This is a genomic window from Pedobacter sp. 01N310 (assembly GCF_056399805.1).
Genome location: NZ_JBFTSB010000001.1, coordinates 1,008,248 through 1,028,415 on the forward strand (window position 1 = coordinate 1,008,248; position 20,168 = coordinate 1,028,415).

Below are 20,168 nucleotides of genomic sequence, written 5' to 3' on the forward strand. Positions count from 1 at the left end.
GAATTAATTACGCTCTAACAAGTGAAGAAAAGATACCTTCAGCGCTTGTAGCCATTAAATAAAACACTCATGAAGATTAAGAACGAAACCAAAGTAGGTATTTTAGCTGCATTTGCCATTGCTTTATTAATAATTGGATATAATTTTTTAAAAGGAAATTCAATTTTCTCAAATGAAACTACATTATATGCAAAATATACAAGGGTTGATGGTTTAAGTGTTTCAAAACCTATCCTGATCAATGGTTATCAGATTGGCCGGGTGGCCAAATTGGAGCTACAGCCAGACGGTAGTATTATTGCAACCTTAAGTGTAAACAGCAAATATGAAATTCCCGAAAATAGTATTGCCCGCTTAGAAGGTACAGATCTTTTAGGCAGTAAGGCCATTGTAATGTCGTTAGGTAATTCAAAAAAGATGGCCGAAGATGGTTACACCTTAAACGCAAATGTAGAAAAGGGCTTAATGGAACAGGTACAACCGGTTCAAAAGAAAGCGGAATTAATTATCAGTAAAATGGATTCTATTCTGAGTAGTGTGAACTCTATTCTGAACCCTAACTTCCAGAAAAACGTTGATAAAAGCTTTAACAGTATTGCTGGTACATTGGCTTCGTTAGAAACCACATCAAAAAAAGTTGATGGTTTAGTAGGTTCAGAAAGCGCACGTATTGAAGCGATTTTTAAAAATGTTGAAGGTATAACGGCCAACCTTAATAACAATAATCAAAAAATCAGCGATATCTTAACCAATATTAATACCGTTACCGATAAGTTTGCAGCAGCTAACTTTAAACAAACCTTGGATAATGCAAACAATGCTATTGCTGATTTACAAAGTGTAATTTCAGGAATTAAAGATGGAAAAGGCAGTTTAGGATTGTTGTTAAACGATGATAAAATGTATCAGAATTTAAATAATGCTTCAAAAAATCTTGATGAATTAATGATCGATTTGAAAGCTAATCCTAAACGTTATGTACACTTCTCGGTATTTGGAGGTGGCAACAAAAAAGACAAGTAATTAATTTTTATAAAATCGAAAGCCTTACAGTTTAAAACTGTAAGGCTTTTTTGTTTTAGTGTTCGTCATGCTGAATTTATTTCAGCATCTAGACCCTGAAATAAATTCAGGGTGACGTCTCAATATTACATCATTGTTTAATCCTTATTAACATAAAATGATATTGAAGGATCTGACTCAGGTTAAAGATGAAAAGTTCTCCCCTCTATAGCCAACTCCGTATTTTCGAAAACAGATTGTGCTTCTTCTAAAAGCATTTGTAAGGTTTTATATCGCGAAGAAAAATGGCCGATGAGTAATTTCTTTGCACCATTGATTTTCGCTACCTCTCCTGCCTGTAAAGCGGTTGTGTGATGTGTTTCTTTAGCCCTATCCAATAAATCGTGCATAAAGGTAGCTTCGTGGTATAAGGTATCGCAATCTTTTATGGTAGCAAAGTAATTTTCATCAAATAAGGTATCAGAGCAATAGGCGTAACATCTTGGTGCATCTGCTTCGGTTGTATAATCTTCACTGCGTAAAATATCGCCATTTGGCAGTTCTACATCAATTCCCTTTTTTAAGGCTGTATAATACGCCATAGGCACTTCATCAGTCTTATCTTTAATGAGTTTCCGTTGTCGTTTCTTCTGCTGAAAAATAAAGCCCGTTGTAGGGATACGGTGATTTAAAACAATAGTTTTAACTGTTAAATCACTATTCTCGAATATCTGTCTGGACTCATCGGCTTCAATCGGGAAAAACTCAATTGGATATCTTAATACAGTATCAGAATATTTGAACTGAATCTCTAAAATTTCCAATAAAGGCTTGGGGCCAAATATCTGCATGGGTTTTATCCTGCCGTTTAAATGCAAACTGGAAAGCAAGCCTATTAAACCGAAATAATGATCGCCATGTAAGTGGCTGATAAAGATATAATCGATGCGGGCGGCTTTAAGGTTGTACTTGGTCAATTGTTGTTGTGTGCCTTCACCACAATCGATGAGGTAATATTTTTCATTACAATTTAAAAGCTGTGCCGATGGGTTCCTGTTAAATACAGGAGTTGCAGAACTGCTTCCTAAAATTGTAACTTCAAATTTCATCATGATAAGATATAAAAAGCCTCGTAGATTTTTAGAAACTACGAGGCCGGAATGTTATTTAAATATTTGTTATTTAGCGCCTCTAAACTCTTTCTCCAACTCATCCATGAAGATAAAATCAGTTGCTTCGTCTATTGTATTAACAAACGTTACAGATTGGAATATGTTTGATAATTCGATAATCGATGCCAATTCATCATTAATTCCGGTTACAATAAATAACCCACCTGCCGATTTGCAAAGCCTATCGCCAACCAATAAGCAGCTTAAGTCCTGCGCATCGCTACACTCGGTAACATGACTTAAATCAACAATTATATTTTGAAATCCCTCTGCGTTGAGCAAATAGAACTCTGATTTCAACCCCGGAGCATTATCGTTTGTAAACTTAGGCTCTTCTAACTTTAAGGTTACATATTTATCGTGTTTATCTACTGAAAATTTCATCTCTCTAATCTTTATTTTACTAATGTATAAATTTCTTTCGAATTTAAAGTGTTTCTAAAGCCTTTAAAACATTGGTTTCAATGCGGCTAGAAATTGCATCAGCATCAGCTTTTATAAAGGTCTCTCCTACAATTTGTTCGTAAAGTTCGATGTAACGTTCTGAAATTGAATTTACAATTTCAGGTGTCATTTCTGGCACAACCTGACCATCTTTCCCCTGAAAACCATTTTCGATTAACCATTTTCTCACAAATTCTTTTGAAAGCTGCTTTTGTGCCTCATTATTATTCTGGCGGTCCTGATATCCTTCTGCATAAAAATAGCGTGAAGAATCTGGTGTATGTATTTCGTCAATCAAATAAATTACGCCATCAGCAGTACCGAACTCGTATTTCGTATCCACTAAAATCAATCCGCTTTTTGCAGCAATCTCAGTTCCGCGTTGATATAGTGCGTAAGTATATTCTTCTAATTTTTCGTAGTCTGTTATAGAAACAATGCCTTTTGCTAAAATATCTTCTTTTGAAATGTCTTCATCATGCCCTACTGAAGCTTTTGTGGTTGGGGTAATAATGGGCTGAGGTAGTTTATCGTTTTCTTTTAATCCATCAGGCAGAGAAACGCCACACACCGAACGTTTTCCTGCGCTATATTCGCGCCATGCATGACCGGCCAAGTAACCTCTAATTACCATTTCAACCTTAAAAGGCTCACAGATACGGCCAATCGTAACCATTGGATCTGGCACATCTAAAACCCAGTTAGGAACGATATCCTGGGTAGCTGCTAAAAATTTAGCCGCAATTTGATTTAATACCTGTCCTTTAAATGGAATAGCTTCAGGTAATACTACATCAAAAGCAGAAATACGGTCTGATACCACCATCACCATAAACTGGTCGGCAATAGTGTATACATCGCGAACTTTACCTTTGTAAAAATTACTTTGATTTGGGAAATTGAAATGAGTTTCTTTTAGTGCTTTCATGAGGGGATAAAAATAGGAAAAAAGTCCGAAAGTCCGAAGACCGGAGTCGGACGATAAAAGTTGTAAAAAGCAAAAGTCCGAAGTAGTCCTATTGCAAGACTTAAACTTCGGACCTCGGACTTTTCTGATTTCTGACCTCCGACTTACTGAATATCGCCGTAAGCTTTCAAGATATCTTTCACTAGTTTATGTCTTACCACATCTTCACCACTTAAGTAAATAATATCGATACCTTTAATATCTTCTAAAATCCTTAAGCCGTTAAATAAACCCGACATCTGTTTTTTAGGCAAATCGATCTGTGTAACATCGCCAGTGACAATAAATTTAGCTGTTGGCCCCATACGGGTTAAAAACATTTTCAACTGCATATCGGTGGCATTTTGCGCCTCATCTAAAATCACGAAACAGTTATCTAGAGTACGTCCGCGCATAAATGCCAGTGGCGCAATTTCTATCGTACGGTTTTCGATGTAGAATTTCAATTTCTCTGCAGGAATCATATCATCCAATGCATCGTAAAGTGGACGTAAATAGGGATCGATTTTTTCTTTTAAATCGCCAGGTAAGAAACCAAGGTTCTCCCCTGCTTCGACCGCCGGACGGGTTAAAATAATCCGTTTAATTTCTTTATTCTTTAATGCCCTAACAGCCAAAGCAACGGCGGTATATGTTTTTCCGGTTCCAGCGGGGCCAATGGCAAATAGGATATCATTTTTAGCAATACTGCTTACCATTTTGCGCTGATTAGCGGTTCTTGCCTTAACTAAAAGGCCGTTGGTACCAAAAACAATTACCTCTCCACCGCCTCCGGTAGGTTGTTCTACATCTTTTTTTACTACACCGGCTGCTTTTGCCCCTAGTATAGATTCTACGTCGTTATTGGTGAGTGAGCTATATTTCTCGAGGTGTGCAATAAGCTGGTTAAACTTATCCTCGAAAGCCTTAAGTTCCTGTTCATCACCGAGAACCTTAACATCACTACCTCTCGCTACCAGTTTCAACTTCGCGAAAGCACCTTTAATCATTTCGTAATTCTCGTTATTCGGCCCCCAAAAGTGAGCAGGATTTACGGTATCCAGAGTTAATTTTAATTCGTTCAAACTGTAGTATTTTAAAAAGTTATCGGGGTATATTAATTAAAATTTGAATATTTGCAGACGCTTAGGTCCGTACACAAGAATAAGCAATAATAATGAATTTTTAATGGGGATAATTACTTTAACAACAGATTTAGGTTCAAAAGATTTTTACCAGAGTGCCCTTAAAGGTAGTCTGTTGAGTCTTATGCCTAATGTTAATTTAGTTGATATTACCCATGAGGTTCCATCATTCAATATTTCGTACGCAGCCTTTGTGCTGAAAAACGCTTATCCTTACTTTCCGAAGAATACGGTGCACTTAATCGGTATCGATTCTGTATACAGTGAAAACACCAAATATATTGCTGTAAAGCACCGTGATCACTTTTTTGTAGGGGCTGATAATGGTATTTTCTCCCTTCTTTTTGACGATGTTCCGGAAGATGTGGTAGAGCTGAACATTATGCAGGATTTGAAATATCTACACTTTCCCCTGGTTGATATTTTTGTTAAAGCAGCAACGCATTTAGCCAAAGGTGGCAAACTGAAAGACATCGGTTTACCTGTAGCTGAAATTGAACAGAAGATGCTTTTWCATCCTGTGATAGAACGAGATGTGATCCGTGGTAGTGTGGTATATATTGATACTTTTTGCAATGTAATCACCAACATTACTAAAGATCTTTTTACCAAAATACAGAAGAACAGGGACTTTACTTTATACTTTAGAAAAAGCGAAACCATTACGCAATTGAGCTGGCATTACAATGAAGTACAGGAAGGTGAAAAGCTTTGTCTGTTCGGGATTAGTAACCACTTGGAAATTGCGATTAATAAAGGTAAAGCAAGTGGTTTATTAGGTTTGCATTTAGGTGATATTGTACGGGTGGAGTTTCATCCTTAAGAAAGTTCAGTAGTTCATTGGCTCAATGGTTCATTTGGCATGGTGCCTAAACAAACTAATTGCAAACTATTTTTTTGCGCTCGCAATGATGAAACAGAATAACCACTTTGCTAACCAATAAACTAATGGCCAATGAACCAATAAACCAGCCAAAACAACTTTCACCCTTTTCACGTTTATATCGCATGAAGAAATATTTTTATCTGTTCTCTTTTTTAATGCTGAACCTGCATGCCTTTGCACAGCAAGATACCACTACCTATACTGCTCAGCGTGCTAAAGTAAATTCGTTACTTGTAGAAAGAAGTACCAAGTTTGGTCAGTATGATGAAAGTTTAAATCAACGAACTGGAATATTCGGATGGCAAACCAAACGTGATATTAAAAATTCCAATGAAATTCTTCGCCAGGTAGTTTTAACCGACAACAATATTTTCAAAGAGCTGAAAGTATTAATGGATTATAAAGATTTGCAGAACCAGCAGAAAGTCGCTGTGGCGGATAATTCTCAGGAGCGCTTGGAACGTTATATGCAAACCATTAAAAAACTACAGGATCAGAATGCGCAGCTCAAAGAAGATTTAGAGAAAAAGAATAAAGGAGGTTTATCAACCTACATCATCGCCTTTTTGATTTTAGTAATGGCAGGTGGATTTTATTTCTTCAGCAAAAAACTTCAGGGGTATAAAACTGCTAAAATCAGCTCTTAAAATTTCAATCGGATTTTAGCCACTTTGCAACCAGTAAAAGCAATTGACAAATTATGAAAAAAGAACTGTTTAAAATCTTGGTGAAGATAAATAAGGCGCTTTTACCAAGTTTGTATAAAAAAGATCCAAATAAGCTGACTACTTTTCAGAAGGCGATTTTGGGCTACCGCTATTGGGTGCTAACGAATGCGTTAGATTAAATATTAGACCTTACAGGTTTTTAAAACCTGTAAGGTCTAAATAAATTACTTCTTAAAATGCTCAATAATCAACGTTGCCAGTTCCGTACCAATACGTTCTTGTGCTTCGTTGGTTGATGCACCAATATGTGGTGTTAAAGAGATTTTTGGATGGGTTAAAATTTCTGCTAACGGTGTAGGCTCGTTATCAAAAACATCTAAACCAGCGAAAGAAACTTTACCAGAATTTAGTGCTTCAATTAAAGCTGGCTCATCAATTGTTCCCCCGCGTGAACAGTTTACAATACCTACTCCGTTTTTCATTTTAGCAAATTCTTCTGCACCTAAAATCGGTTTATCAGCAAATGGAGTATGTAAACTAAAGAAATCACTTCCTGTAATTACCTCCTCCAATGAAACCGTTTTAATTGGAATACTTACTGACTTTCCACCTTGGAATTCTAAGGTGATTTCAGATTCTGAAGGATATAAATCGTAAGCCAAAACATTCATTCCTAAGCCTAAAGCCACTTTTGCAGTAGCGCGACCGATACGACCGAAACCGATAATACCGATGGTTTTACCGCTTAATTCAGTTCCTTTAGCATAAGCTTTTTTCAAGTTATTGAATTGAGTAGAACCTTCTACAGGCATTTTACGGTTAGCATCCTGTAAGAATCTGATACCTGTAAATAAGTGAGAAAATACCAATTCGGCAACTGATAATGAAGATGCAGCTGGTGTGTTTACCACATTAACACCTTGACTACGTGCGTATTCAACATCGATATTATCCATGCCCACCCCACCTCTACCAATTAATTTGATATTGGGTACAGCATCAATTAATTCTTTTCTAACTTTTGTTGCACTACGTACAGTAATGGCATCATAGTTTTTTAATGCTTCAGCTAATTTATCCTGAGGAACGGTTTCAGTATCAACCTGGAAACCTGCTTTTTCTAATAATTCTTTTCCGATCGGATCAATCCCATCGTTTGCTAATATTTTAATCATTGTTATTTATGATTACACAGATTAAAATGATTACGTTGATAATCTGCGGTTATAATTAATTCTTAATTTGCTTTTGCTTGTTGTTCTTCAAATACCTGCATGGCATCTACCAAAGCGTGTACGCTTGTGATTGGCAATGCATTATACATCGATGCACGGAAACCACCAACGCTTCTGTGTCCTTTAATACCTACGATACCTTGCTCTTCTGCATATTTCAAGAATGGTTTTTCCAATTCTGGGTTTTCCATTACGAAACAAATGTTCATTCTAGAGCGGTCTTCAACTGAACAAGTTCCTTTAAATAATGGATTACGGTCGATTTCTCTGTAAAGTGCCTCAGCTTTTTGTTTGTTTTCTTTTTCAATCTCAGCAACACCACCTTTCGATTTTAACCAACGTAAATTTAATAAAGCTACATAGATTGAGAAAACTGGAGGTGTATTGTACATCGAATCGTTATCGATATGCGATTGATAGTTCAACATAGATGGAATTTTACGGTCAATTTTCCCTAAAATTTCATTCTTAACAATAGCGATAGTTAAACCAGCAGGGCCTACATTTTTTTGAGCTCCGGCATAAATTAAATCGAATTTAGAAACATCGATTACACGGCTCATGATATCAGAAGACATATCGCAAACAACCGGAATGTTTGTTTTAGGTACTTCGAAAAGCTCAGTTCCGTAAATGGTATTGTTTGAAGTATAGTGGAAATAAGCACTATCAGCAGGAATTTCAAAATCCTTTGGAATGAAAGTATAATTCGCATCTTTAGACGAGGCAACTACATTCACATTACCGATAAATTTAGCTTCTTTTAATGCTTTGGTTGCCCAAACACCAGTGTCTAAATAACTTGCTGTTTGTCCATCACCCAATAAATTCATCGGAACCATTGCAAATTGCAAACTTGCACCACCTTGTAAAAATAAAACGGAATAACCCGACGGCACATTTAATAATTCCTTTATCAACTTATCAGCTTCAGCAACAACTGCCTCAAATTCGGTTGTTCTGTGCGAAATTTCTAAAATTGATAATCCATCGTTAAAATCTAAAACAGCCTGAGCTGCTTGTTTAAACACTTCTTGAGGTAAAATACAAGGGCCTGCGCCAAAATTATGCTTCATCTTATTATATAATGTTTTATGGGCGTAAATGTAAAATTTTTAAAGCAGTTATGCCCACAAAATCGTATCATAAAAAATTAAATTTTGTTAAAAATCTCGACAAAATTGAGCATTTTGTTGCAGTTTTTGCAAAAGAATTCGTTAATCAGAAAGACAAAAAGATAAAGACTAATAGGTTTAGTAGTTTATGGCTTATTCTTCAACTTCACAATCAACTTCAGGTTAAACTGCCTGCCTGTTAAATAATTTGGAATAGCATATTGCACATTATCTACATCCTTAAGCCATAAGTAGGAAACTGTATTGTCGATATTCAACATATTAAAAACCTCAAAGAACAAAATAACCGAACTGAAATTTTTGTCCAGAAATTTGGGTTTGTGCAAAGCGGCGTCATCAAGGAAATCTTTAGAGAAACCGATATCTACCCGCTTGTATGATGGGATAAAAAACTTATCTAAATACCGTGGTGTTTGTGATGGACCAATCGGTAATCTTGAGCCATAAAGCGCGTTTAAGTGTACTTTATAAGTTGGACTATTTAATAATTTATCCTGAAAAAATATAGAGAAATTCAAACGCTGATCAGTTGGCCTTTTTAGATAACCAGGATAAATTGTAGTTCCATTCTGGATATAACTATCTCCAATAATATCTTCATTGGCATGCATAACCGACATTCTGAAATAAGAAACCAGATCCTTAACAAACTCACCGCCTATACTAAAATCGGCGCCATAAGCATAACCGCGCGAGACTTCATTCGCCAGGTATTTAATTCTCAGGTTATCTATTTTATACGGAATCAGTCGGTCAGAATATTTAAAATATGCCTCAGAAGTAAACTTTAGCCGTGTTCCAAAAGCATCGAAAGCGTATTCATAACCCAGAGAAGTGTTATAAGAACTCTGTGCCTTTTGATCAATATTTAATACTCCTGAAAAATCACGAATGGTCCGGTATGAGGGTGGCTGCTTATAAACACCGGCAGAAAACCTTAAAATTTTATTGTTTGAATTGGGCCTGTAAGCAATTAACATCCTCGGACTAATCAATAGCTGTTTGCTTAGCGAACTATATGTGGCGCGTGCTCCTAATTGTAACTCTGCAGAATTGGAAAGCGAATAGCTATCCTGAATGTAGGTGCTGTAGTTTTTGATATCAATATTGTTCTGTATATTGATTACATTTTGTAACGTGATATTTTTCGAATTGTTGGGCAAAATGAAGCCAGCAGAATCAGTATAATTATACTCGTTCAACTGATCGTCGTAATTAGATTTATCAAATTTTATCCCCCAGGAAAAAACATGATTATTAAAATTCTGATCTACTTTTATTTCAGAAGCGAAAATCTGGGTATTTAAACTATTTCTTCCATAATTATAATAACTGCCAATGCCCCTGTTTTTATTGATCACCCCAAAATTTTCACCTGAAAAATTATTATCCACCTCATCAAAAATATAGCTGCCATTAATATCGAAACGCTCTCGCTCAACCGTACTAAAATAACTGTTAATAAACTTGATGACCAGGTTTGGTTTGGGTGAATAAGTAGCAGTAATGGCGCTTCCCAAAGTTTGGTAATCGTCTATTTCTTGTCCTGTATAATCCACATTTAGTCTTAATGTAGTGCTCAACGTTCCGAACTGGGTTTCTCTATTGGTGGGCACCAATTTAAACTGACCGAGGTTAAAGCTGCCCAAAAAACCGATATTGAATTTTGATGAAAAATCATATTGATACAGCAATTGAGCATCGGCAAAATTTGGGCTATAACTCCCCTTTTCATCTTGTTTAATCAGTACACTCGAGTTGTTTTTATAGCGTAAACCAGCCAAAAGGAAGCTGTTTTTGAATATCTTTTTGGTTGTTAATGAGGTATTTAAAAGGCTGGTACTAAAAATGGTTTGATTACTATCCGGTTTATCGTATCTAATATCTAAGATTGAAGAAAGTTTATCGCCGTATTTCGCTTCAAAGCCACCTGCAGAGAATTTTGCTTTACTCACCAGGTCTGAATTGATAAAACTTAGTCCCTCCTGTTGCCCATTGCGGATCAAAACAGGTCGGTTAATTTCTACATCATTGATGTAAATCAGATTTTCATCGAAGTTACCTCCCCTAACGCTATACTGGGCACTTAATTCGTTGTTTGTAGATACACCTGGCAGGGTTTTGAGCATGGTTTCAAAATTGCCAGAAACCAATGGCATTGAAGAAACATCGGCAATATTAATAGTGGTGGTGTTACTTAACTGGTTCTGTTTATTGGTGATATTAACCTGTTCTAATTCATTAATATTGGCAATTAAACTTACCTGTTTGATAATCCGAGCCCCCGAGCGCTCACTAAATTTTACGGTTTGTGGCTGATAGCCCAAAAGCGAATATTTAATGCTAAACGTTTTTGATTTTGAATAAATGGTATATACACCAAATTCATCAGTAACAGTTGATTGTGCCTGTCCTAAAACGATTACCGTAACCTGTGCTAAAGGTAACTTTTCATCGCTATAAACTATTCCTGAAACTCTAACTAAAGGCTGCGCCACAGCAAAACTGCAACCAGCAATTAAAAGGAGAAGGGTTAGCCGAAATTTGAGCATTTTTAGTATCAAGACAAAAGTATCAGGTATTAAGACTGTATGCGCCCCATCCTAAAAACAATTTAGCAATAAAACATTTAACAATTTAAATATTTATCGCGCTAGTTGTCAAGCTTTTCATTTTAGATATGGTTTCCGTTGGATTATCTGTTGCGAAAATTGCATTTCCGGCCACAAAAGCATTGGCACCTGCTGATACTAATGTAGCAATATTTTGCAAACCAACACCACCATCGATTTCAATTATTAGGTCTTCATTTACCCCTTGAATCAAGGCCTTTAAATCCTTTATTTTCTTGTAGGTATTATGGATAAAAGCTTGTCCACCGAAACCGGGATTAACCGACATAATGAGTACCAGATCAAGATCTTCAATTACATCCTGCAACAAGGTTACCGGAGTATGCGGGTTTAAAGCCACACCAGCCTTGCAGCCTGATGCTTTGATTAACTGAATGGTTCTATGCAGGTGTGTGCAGGCTTCGTAATGTACCGTGATTCTATCCGCTCCTGCTTTAGCGAAATCCTGAGCATATTTATCCGGCTCAACAATCATTAAATGTACATCTAAAGGTTTGGTCGCATGTTTTTTTACAGCAGCCATGATGGGGAAACCAAAAGAAATATTTGGAACGAAAACACCATCCATCACATCAACGTGGAACCAATCGGCCTCGCTGTGGTTAATCATTTCAATATCTCGCTGTAAATTGCCGAAATCGGCAGAAAGTATGGATGGGGCAATGATGTATTTCATTTTATTTAGCTTTTCGTCATTGCGAGGCACTAAGCAATCTAATACGACTGCGGTGCCAAAAAAGATGCTTTCTGCCTTGCAATGAGGATTTGTTTATACGGTTTTTCTAAAAATGCAAGTTACGAAAGAAGTCCGAAAGTTTTTAAGTTAGAAATAAAGATGCTGAAATAAATTCAGCATGACGAAACGCATTAGGTCAATTTAAAATAAAAAACCCTTCCAGTTTTTAACCGGAAGGGTTTTTTATATCTCCTGACTCGGACTCCCGCCTCTGGACTTTTTTTACGCTTGTGGCGCAGCTGGTTTTTCTGGTCTTGGCAATAAAACTTTGCGAGAAAGTTTCATTTTACCTTGTTTATCGATGTCTAATAATTTAACCTCGATTTTATCACCTTCTTTTAATACACCGTCCATGGTTTCTAAACGTTCCCATGAAATTTCAGAGATGTGCAATAAGCCATCTTTACCTGGCATAACCTCAACAAATGCACCGAATGGCATAATTGATTTTACTTTACCTTGGTAAACTTCACCGATTTCTGGCTTAGCTACGATATTACGGATGCGGGTAACCGCTGCATCGATAGCTGCTTTGTTATCTGCAAATACTTCTACAATACCTTTGCCATCAACTTCTTCGATAGAGATTGAAGCACCGGTTTCGCGTTGCATTTCTTGAATAATTTTACCTCCAGGGCCGATAATTGCACCGATAAATTCTTTATCAATAGTTAAAGAAACAATACGTGGTGCATGTGGTTTATAATCTTCGTTAGGCGAGCTAATGGTTTTCTTCATCTCGTTTAAGATGTGTAAACGACCTTCTTTAGCCTGTAACAAAGCTTTTGTTAGAACTTCGTAAGATAAACCATTGATTTTTAAGTCCATTTGACAAGCAACGATACCGTGTTCAGTACCAGTTACTTTAAAGTCCATATCACCTAAGTGATCTTCATCACCTAAAATATCAGAAAGGATTGCATATTTACCGGTTTTCTCATCGGTAATTAAACCCATTGCGATACCTGAAACTGGAGATTTGATTTTAATACCTGCATCCATTAATGCTAATGTACCCGCACAAACAGTTGCCATTGATGACGAACCATTAGATTCTAAGATATCAGAAACAATACGGATGGTATAAGGATTTGCTTCACCTTGAGGCAACACTTTTTTCAATGAACGTTGTGCTAATGCACCGTGACCAATTTCGCGACGGCCAGCACCTCTGTTTGGTCTAACCTCTCCGGTTGAGAAACCAGGGAAATTATAGTGTAATAAGAATTTATTGTAACCATTGAAGAAAGCACCATCAATCATTTGCTCATCATCTTTACTACCTAAAGTAACTGAAGTTAATGATTGTGTTTCGCCACGTGTAAATACTGCCGAACCGTGAGCAGCAGGTAAATAACCAACTTCACTCCAGATTGGACGAATTTCTGTAGTCTTACGACCATCTAAACGGATACCTTCATCTAACAACAGGTTTCTGATGGCATCGTACTGAACATCATGATAATAATGTTTAGCCATTGCTTTAGTTAAATCTGCAGTATCTTCAGGCATTGCCTCGAAGAATTCGTTAATGATCGCAGTGAAACCTTCTTTACGAACGTCTTTATTGCCACCGGCTTTTGCAACAGCATAAACTTTATCGTAAGTATCAGCATAAACCTTAGCTTTTAAATCAGCATCATGGTCTTCGTGGCTGTATTCGCGTTTAACGGTTTTGCCAGTAGCCTCAGTTAATTCAACCTGAATAGCACATTGAACTTTAATTGCATCGTGTGCAAATTTTAAAGCCTCAACCATTTCGTCTTCCTGAATTTCATCACACTCACCTTCAACCATGCCTATATCGTTAGCCGAACCAGCTACCATAAACTCTAAAGTTGCACGCTCTAATTGGCTAGCTAATGGATTAATTACCAATTTACCATCAATTTTAGCCACACGTACTTCAGAAATTGGACCGTTGAAAGGAATATCAGATACTGATAATGCAGCTGATGCTGCTAAACCTGCCAAACAATCTGGCATGATATCTTTATCAGCAGAGATTAAAGAAATCATCACCTGTGTATCAGAGTGATAATCGCTTGGGAACATTGGGCGTAAAGCTCTATCCACCAAACGAGAGATTAACACCTCGTAATCGGATAATCTTGCCTCACGACGTAAAAAGCCTCCTGGGATACGACCTGTAGCCGCATATTTTTCCTGATAATCAACCGATAAAGGTAAAAAATCAGTACCTGGTTTAGCACCAACGGTTGATACTACAGTTGCTAACAACATGGTATCACCCATTTTTACTACAACCGAACCATCAGCTTGTTTAGCCAATTTACCAGTTTCAATTTCTACAATTCTGCCATCGCCCAAATCGAACGATTTTTTTATTACATTCATTTAAATAGAATTATGGTGTGTTTTCCTCTTTCTACACACCGTTGTTTATATATGTATTTGTTTTTGCAAACGAAGATAGGATTAAAAAAGCCTATCTATAATAAAACCCGTTAAAAAAATTAACAGGGAATTAAAAAGCCATTCCCTAAAGAATGGCTTTTATTGATAAACTTGCGCTTATTTTTGTTTGATGATATCACGAAGCGATAAAGCTTTGATGATAGCACGATAGCGCTCAATATCTTTTTTGTATAGGTAAGCCAAAATACCGCGGCGTTTACCTACCAATTTTTGAAGTGACAACTGAGTAGAGAAATCTTTACGATTTTTCTTTAAGTGTTCTGTTAAGTGCGCAATACGGTATGTAAATAACGCTACTTGACCTTCTGCAGAACCAGTATTGGTTTCTACTTTGCCGTGTTCTTTAAAGATTACAGCTTTTTTCTCTGGACTTAAATACATTCTTGAATAATATTAAAGCAATAAAAAATTAATTAATTGTGGCGCAAAGATAAGGCTATTTTTATTTATAAGCAAGTGATCGTTATTATTATCTTCCTTGCCTATTAGTCATTTTGAGAAATGTTTATCATCTTATAGGTTCAACAACCGATATTTTCTATTTTAGATTGGATTTACAACCTAATGAAATATGCAGAAAGCCCAAAATAAGTTCGAGTTATCATTAAATACCGTGGTTGGTTTATGTGCAATTGTGACCAGTATTTGTGCTATTATTATAACGTTATATCAAACCAGGTTGCAAAAAATTCAGCAATATGCGTCTGTGAAACCACTGCTTATGAGTTATTCAAACAGTTTTTCGGGTGTGAAAAAAGCTGGGGAAGATGATTATCATTATGAGTTTCTGATTGTAAACCAAGGCCTTGGTCCAGCTATTGTAGCTGATTATGTTTTTTATTATAAATCGAAACCTTATAAAAATATAGCCGAAATTCTTAAACAAATAAAGAACGATAACAAATTAGCGGTTACCAAATCTGTCGTGCTAACTAATCTTTGGAAAAACGAAATTTTGCCTGTCGGCGAAAAGTTAAGTCTGATAAATATAAACGATGAACGCCTTGGACCACTTGTAGAAAAAGCCAATATTAAAGTTATGGTTCAATATAAATCGCTTTACGGGCAGGAATGGCGTTTCATCAGTAATGATAAAGCTGAACCAGAGGAAATTGACTAAATTTTAATTCGCATATCATTTTTAGAAAAGCAAATTTGGTTTTCATCGCTTGCTACCCTTCCGTTCTCATTACAATCTTTTGTGATTGTTGGTCTCAGCGTGTCGAAGACCCCTTCAACAAAAGGTATTTCGTTAAGACGGGTTTAGAGACTTAAGGCAGTTCTGCCATCAATATTTCGAAAAACTAAACCATATCTTTCTGCAGCCTTCATTTTAATTTGATTACAAAAGCATTTCCTGGTTCTCTTTATCAAAAGACATATAGAAGCTTATATGTTTGGCTTACGGATAATAATACCCTTCCCTTGTGGCGATTTAAGGGGTTGCCCCCCATTCATGATAACTGAGATGTGGTTAAGCTGCAAAACACCAAAGAAGCGCTGCTCGGGGGTACGCTTTAAATAAACATTTTCACGCTCTTCGGCTATTGTTTCGCGCGCAACTGTAATATCATATAAAGTGAGCTTTCCCATTTCATATCAAAAATACGAAAAATAGATGATATATCTTTACGTCAATACATCTTTATATAAAGACATCAAAAGCTTACTTTTGCAAAAAAACATTACCCTTGGAAAATAATCAATACAGCATTTTCGAAAGCGAATTACGTGTTCGTCCGGATGATATCGATATGTTTAATCATGTACATAATAGTAAATACTTAGATTATGTACTCGCAGCTCGTTATGAGCAAATGGAAAAATTCTACGGTATGCCTTGGGAAGATTTTACCAAACAGGGCCTTGGCTGGGTAGTAAGTCATGTCGATATTAATTTCAAACGTCCCCTGCTGATGAATGATTTAATGCTGATCAGGACCGGCATTTTAACGATGAACGATAAAGGCTGTTCGGTTCAGTTTGAAATCATTAATCAAAAAACAGGCAAAGTGGCTTCAGATGGCATTTTTGATTATGTATTGATTGATTTAACTACTGGTCGTGGAACAAAGGTTTCAGGAGAAATGATTAAAGCCTACAGTATATAGAAGATGATTACACCGATTTAGGGATTATAGATCCCTAAGGTCCGTGTCTCCGTGATAAAAAAACAGTCGTAAATCCAACCTGGATGGTCTATGAGACACAGACCATGGATCAACAATAAAAAATTAATCACTTCAACAAAAATTAGTCATCTAAATTTGACAATTCGAAATTTTATCTATCTTTGTTGCATCAAAAAGACCAGAGCCATGATAGTATCTGCAATCCGTTTGAGGTTCTAAATAACCGAGGATTCCCTCCCTTACAATTTTTAGATATGTACGCTTAAAGGCGTATCATTGGTTTATACATTACACTTTACTTTATTATTATATGTCACAGTCAACAAAGACGCAGGGCAAACTTTCGTCTTTTTTCGATATCCTCGTTCAATCTTTAAAAGGTCATGAGGTTTATTTAACTTCAATTAGTATTAAACGCGCAATTATTTTATTGGCCATTCCGATGATGCTGGAAATGGCTATGGAGTCGGTTTTTGCCTTAGTCGATCTATATTTTGTAGGTCATTTAGAAAACAGTAGCCATGCTATACAAACCGTTGGTTTAACGGAATCCGTGTTAACCATTATTTACTCATTGGCCATCGGGTTGAGTATGGCTGCAACAGCTGTCGTTGCGAGGAGAATTGGCGAGAAAAATCCAGAAGCGGCATCAAAAGCCGGTATGCAGACGATTGTAATTGCGGTTTTCGTTAACATTATAATCAGTATCCTGGGTTTAATTTACGCCAGAGATATTCTATTGCTTATGGGAGCGTCAACCGAAACAGCTGATCAAGGTATTCCATTTGTCCGGATTATGATGGGTGGAAGTATCATTATTGTACTCTTATTCTTAATCAACGGGATTTTTCGTGGTGCAGGTAATGCAGCCATCGCAATGCGGAGTTTGTGGATCGCCAATATTGCGAACATCATCCTTTGCCCTATTTTTATTAATGGTTTTGGGCCAGTACCGGCATTCGGTTTAACAGGCGCTGCAATTGCCACAACAATTGGTCGTTGTTTGGGCGTTACTTATCAGGTTTACAATTTGTTTAGTGGTAAAAATATATTAAAAATACGCATTAGTCACTTCTTGCCTGATTTTGCCCAGATTAAAGCTATCGTTAAGATTGCCGCTCCAGCTATTTTCCAGTTCGTAATTGCGAGCTGTAGCTGGGTGTTTTTGGCAGAACTTGTTGCCACTACCGGAGGTGATACAGGGTCGGCAGGTTACCAAACAGCACTGCGGTTAATGATGTTTTTTATGTTACCAGCCTGGGGTCTAAGCAATGCAGCCGCTACTTTGGTTGGTCAGAATTTGGGCGCGGGCCATATAGATCGCGCTGAAAAATCAGTATTCCAAACCTTGAAATACATTGTTATTTTCATGGCCATAGTAAGTGTACTGTTCTTAACCTGTGGGCATTTGTTCGCGGCATTTTTTACATCAGATGAAAATGTGATTGCCGTTGCAAGCCAAGCTTTAAAAATTTTAAGTGTTGGTTTTGTGATTTATGGAGCTGCAATGGTATTCAGTAGCGCGTTTAATGGTGCTGGTGATACCTGGACACCTACCAAAATTAATGTTTTTGCCTTTTGGTTGTTCCAGATTCCTTTGGCTTACTTTTTAGCCAAATTTTTAGAAATGGGCCCAACAGGTGTTTTTATTGCCATCCCAACAGCTGAAGCAGGTATTGCGATAGCTGCCTATATCTTGTTTAAAAAGGGTAAATGGAAAAAAACAATGGTTTAGGTAATCTATAACAGAATTTAACCACAGATCAATGATGAGCACAGATGGATTTATATTTGTATTATCTATGAATATCTGTGGTTAAAATTCTTATTCTTCCATCCCCTTCAGATCGATTTTATTAAACATAAACAAGTAGTATAAAATACAACCGGCTAACAACACCAAACTGAACAAAAGATAATAATGCGCAAGGATTGACCACATGGCAATAAAAAAGAAAAACAGCAACCATTTGAGGTAATTGTCCATATCTAACCGAACGATATACACTAACGCCAATAGGAAAAATAGCCCGGATAAACTAAACAGAAGCCCATTGGCTATCGCATAGAGGTTAAGGTGAGCGGCTGAAATCAAAAATATCCATTCGGGGATTAATATGATGGCGAAAATTAATAACCAGTTGAATATCCTTTTATTGATTGATAGCTGAAGACTCTTGCTGAAATTCATGTATTCAGTTTCAAATTTTAGCAAAGTAAAAATCAAAACTGCATGGCATAAAACAGATGCCAATAAAGCAACTAATAATACACGTATATCGTAGCCAACATCTGCAAACATCCACAGCATTGCTTTAAAGAAAACAAATGACAACAGCTTACACATCAATAACATTAAGGGTTGTTCTTTGAGTAAATGGAATAATGGCCAGCTGAAGAATGGTTTTTTAAATTTTATTCCAAAACGAACCGGTTCCTTTTCATTAATTAAAAAACTTAATGTTACCGATTGATAAGTTAGCCACGATAAGCCAAAAATTAAAGCCGAAAAAACAATCAGGATACAAATGGCACTAATAAAAAGACTGTAATTGATGCTTAAACCAATAAGCAGAAAAACATAAATAATAACCGGTATGAGGATGGTAAAATATAATCTTAGCCACAATTTTAGCTGCATATTTTTTTTCAGAGCAGCTGTTTCTTTAATAAAATTATACTTGGCTGATGCTAATTTTTGTTTAATAAAGAAATGAACTTTTGCGGCGTATAAAAACCATGAAACAAATACAATAGCAATTCCAACAGGCGATGAAATACCTGCTAATAACAAGGCCTTTTGGTAGCCAATTAATTGTGAAGGCTCTACCACACCGAATAAAATATAAATGCCTACCAGAAAAAATCCTGCGTGTTGCTGGTAAAATTCTTTGGCTAAGCTATTGATTAGTAATTTCAGCATTATAGTTGAATGATTTGTTTGTCAACGATCTGAAATATGGTCTCCAATTTTAGTTTATCGGTGCTAACTTCCTGGTGCGATGATAAAAGAAAACTCTTTCCCTGTACTGCTTTTTCCTTGATCAACTGATACAATTTATCTGCCGAAGCCACATCAATGGTAATCAACGGTTCGTCTAAAATATACAAATCAGGGCTACCAATAAATGCACAGATCAAAGAAAGCTTTTTGAGCATCCCACTCGAATAACTACCAATTTTATTGTCAAGAAAGGCTGCCATTTCGAAATTAGCAGCAAGGTCTTCGGCTTGTTTACCCTCTGCTTTTCTTGTTTCAACATAAAAATTGATCAGTTCCTGCCCTGTTACAAATAATGGGTACTGTGGTTCGGCTTCGGCAAAGCTAATTTTCGAACGGAATTTTATGGGTTCATTTTTAAGGTTTATTTCATTGAGTATTACTTCGCCTTTGAATGGAATCTGTCCTGATATAATCCGAAATAAGGTCGATTTACCAGTTCCGTTCCCTCCTTTTAACCAATGGATTCCGTTATCGATTTTCCATTCGCCAAAGTTTAATACTTCATGGCTGCCATATTTTTTATTGATGTTGGTTAAGCTGAGCAAGATGTTTGATTTTAGTTCTGTTTTAGATTTCGTTATGCCAGATTT

At 36.5% G+C, this 20,168-nt stretch carries 20 protein-coding genes; 7 read left to right on the plus strand and 13 right to left on the minus strand.

Annotation, left to right across the window (positions count from 1 at the left end):
• Nucleotides 1–69 precede the first annotated feature (69 nt).
• Nucleotides 70–1,023: an MlaD family protein gene (locus AC1DNH_RS03805; RefSeq protein WP_477625182.1), complete on the plus strand. Its 954-nt coding sequence runs from the start codon at nt 70–72 to the stop codon at nt 1,021–1,023.
• Between the two features lie 182 nt (nt 1,024–1,205).
• Here the strand turns inward: AC1DNH_RS03805 and AC1DNH_RS03810 are convergent, their stop codons facing one another.
• The 4 genes from AC1DNH_RS03810 to AC1DNH_RS03825 form a co-directional block, all read right to left on the minus strand.
• A complete protein-coding gene (locus tag AC1DNH_RS03810; RefSeq protein WP_477583628.1) occupies nt 1,206–2,111 on the minus strand; it encodes a ribonuclease Z in 906 nt (301 codons plus the stop codon).
• 69 nt (nt 2,112–2,180) lie between these two features.
• On the minus strand, nt 2,181–2,558 hold the full coding sequence (locus AC1DNH_RS03815) for an STAS domain-containing protein (RefSeq protein ID WP_029275133.1): 378 nt from the start codon (nt 2,556–2,558) through the stop codon (nt 2,181–2,183).
• A gap of 43 nt (nt 2,559–2,601) precedes the next feature.
• Nucleotides 2,602–3,546, minus strand: a complete 945-nt coding sequence (locus AC1DNH_RS03820) for a phosphoribosylaminoimidazolesuccinocarboxamide synthase (RefSeq protein WP_477583624.1) — start codon at nt 3,544–3,546, stop codon at nt 2,602–2,604.
• A 143-nt stretch (nt 3,547–3,689) separates the two neighbouring features.
• The gene (locus AC1DNH_RS03825) at nt 3,690–4,649 is read right to left on the minus strand and encodes a PhoH family protein (RefSeq protein ID WP_029275135.1); all 960 of its coding nucleotides are present in this window, start codon (nt 4,647–4,649) and stop codon (nt 3,690–3,692) included.
• Between the two features lie 103 nt (nt 4,650–4,752).
• Between AC1DNH_RS03825 and AC1DNH_RS03830 the strand changes: the two genes are divergently transcribed.
• The 3 genes from AC1DNH_RS03830 (at nt 4,753) to AC1DNH_RS03840 (ending at nt 6,442) form a co-directional block, all read left to right on the plus strand.
• Nucleotides 4,753–5,532: an SAM hydrolase/SAM-dependent halogenase family protein gene (locus tag AC1DNH_RS03830; protein WP_477625183.1), complete on the plus strand. Its 780-nt coding sequence runs from the start codon at nt 4,753–4,755 to the stop codon at nt 5,530–5,532.
• A 185-nt stretch (nt 5,533–5,717) separates the two neighbouring features.
• Entirely contained in the window at nt 5,718–6,242 is a 525-nt protein-coding gene (locus tag AC1DNH_RS03835; RefSeq protein ID WP_477583627.1) for a hypothetical protein, read from the plus strand.
• A 53-nt stretch (nt 6,243–6,295) separates the two neighbouring features.
• On the plus strand, nt 6,296–6,442 hold the full coding sequence (locus tag AC1DNH_RS03840; protein WP_167343644.1) for a hypothetical protein: 147 nt from the start codon (nt 6,296–6,298) through the stop codon (nt 6,440–6,442).
• 45 nt (nt 6,443–6,487) lie between these two features.
• On the opposite strand, the gene AC1DNH_RS03845 is transcribed toward AC1DNH_RS03840, so the two are convergent.
• The 6 genes from AC1DNH_RS03845 to rpsO all read right to left on the minus strand — a co-directional run bounded on the left by AC1DNH_RS03845 (nt 6,488) and on the right by rpsO (nt 14,823).
• The gene (locus tag AC1DNH_RS03845) at nt 6,488–7,438 is read right to left on the minus strand and encodes a D-2-hydroxyacid dehydrogenase (RefSeq protein ID WP_477610263.1); all 951 of its coding nucleotides are present in this window, start codon (nt 7,436–7,438) and stop codon (nt 6,488–6,490) included.
• A 62-nt stretch (nt 7,439–7,500) separates the two neighbouring features.
• Nucleotides 7,501–8,574 (minus strand): 3-phosphoserine/phosphohydroxythreonine transaminase, encoded by a 1,074-nt coding sequence (serC, locus tag AC1DNH_RS03850; protein ID WP_477585427.1) that lies wholly within the window; start codon nt 8,572–8,574, stop codon nt 7,501–7,503.
• Between the two features lie 185 nt (nt 8,575–8,759).
• A complete protein-coding gene (locus AC1DNH_RS03855) occupies nt 8,760–11,186 on the minus strand; it encodes a TonB-dependent receptor (RefSeq protein ID WP_477625184.1) in 2,427 nt (808 codons plus the stop codon).
• 85 nt (nt 11,187–11,271) lie between these two features.
• Nucleotides 11,272–11,943, minus strand: coding sequence for a ribulose-phosphate 3-epimerase (gene rpe / locus AC1DNH_RS03860; protein ID WP_477584494.1), 672 nt, complete (start codon nt 11,941–11,943; stop codon nt 11,272–11,274).
• Between the two features lie 282 nt (nt 11,944–12,225).
• On the minus strand, nt 12,226–14,361 hold the full coding sequence (gene pnp / locus AC1DNH_RS03865; protein ID WP_029275142.1) for a polyribonucleotide nucleotidyltransferase: 2,136 nt from the start codon (nt 14,359–14,361) through the stop codon (nt 12,226–12,228).
• A gap of 177 nt (nt 14,362–14,538) precedes the next feature.
• On the minus strand, nt 14,539–14,823 hold the full coding sequence (gene rpsO / locus AC1DNH_RS03870) for a 30S ribosomal protein S15 (RefSeq protein ID WP_029275143.1): 285 nt from the start codon (nt 14,821–14,823) through the stop codon (nt 14,539–14,541).
• A 298-nt stretch (nt 14,824–15,121) separates the two neighbouring features.
• Here rpsO and AC1DNH_RS03875 point away from each other — a divergent pair, with 298 nt between their 5' ends.
• Nucleotides 15,122–15,562, plus strand: coding sequence for a hypothetical protein (locus AC1DNH_RS03875; protein ID WP_477584490.1), 441 nt, complete (start codon nt 15,122–15,124; stop codon nt 15,560–15,562).
• Nucleotides 15,563–15,831: 269 nt separating this feature from the next.
• Here the strand turns inward: AC1DNH_RS03875 and AC1DNH_RS03880 are convergent, their stop codons facing one another.
• Nucleotides 15,832–16,035 (minus strand): hypothetical protein, encoded by a 204-nt coding sequence (locus tag AC1DNH_RS03880; protein WP_477584488.1) that lies wholly within the window; start codon nt 16,033–16,035, stop codon nt 15,832–15,834.
• 98 nt (nt 16,036–16,133) lie between these two features.
• Here AC1DNH_RS03880 and AC1DNH_RS03885 point away from each other — a divergent pair, with 98 nt between their 5' ends.
• Both AC1DNH_RS03885 and AC1DNH_RS03890 read left to right on the plus strand, forming a co-directional pair.
• Nucleotides 16,134–16,553 carry an acyl-CoA thioesterase gene (locus AC1DNH_RS03885; RefSeq protein WP_477584487.1) on the plus strand — a complete coding sequence of 140 codons (420 nt, stop codon included), beginning with the start codon at nt 16,134–16,136 and terminating at the stop codon, nt 16,551–16,553.
• A 331-nt stretch (nt 16,554–16,884) separates the two neighbouring features.
• Nucleotides 16,885–18,309 (plus strand): MATE family efflux transporter, encoded by a 1,425-nt coding sequence (locus AC1DNH_RS03890; RefSeq protein WP_477625185.1) that lies wholly within the window; start codon nt 16,885–16,887, stop codon nt 18,307–18,309.
• A gap of 90 nt (nt 18,310–18,399) precedes the next feature.
• On the opposite strand, the gene AC1DNH_RS03895 is transcribed toward AC1DNH_RS03890, so the two are convergent.
• Together AC1DNH_RS03895 and AC1DNH_RS03900 are read right to left on the minus strand one after the other, a co-directional pair.
• The gene (locus AC1DNH_RS03895; RefSeq protein ID WP_477584483.1) at nt 18,400–19,497 is read right to left on the minus strand and encodes a hypothetical protein; all 1,098 of its coding nucleotides are present in this window, start codon (nt 19,495–19,497) and stop codon (nt 18,400–18,402) included.
• Nucleotides 19,497–20,123 (minus strand): ATP-binding cassette domain-containing protein, encoded by a 627-nt coding sequence (locus tag AC1DNH_RS03900; protein ID WP_477584482.1) that lies wholly within the window; start codon nt 20,121–20,123, stop codon nt 19,497–19,499. The genes AC1DNH_RS03895 and AC1DNH_RS03900 overlap by 1 nt, the downstream gene beginning before the upstream one ends.
• Between the last annotated feature and the right edge of the window lie 45 nt (nt 20,124–20,168).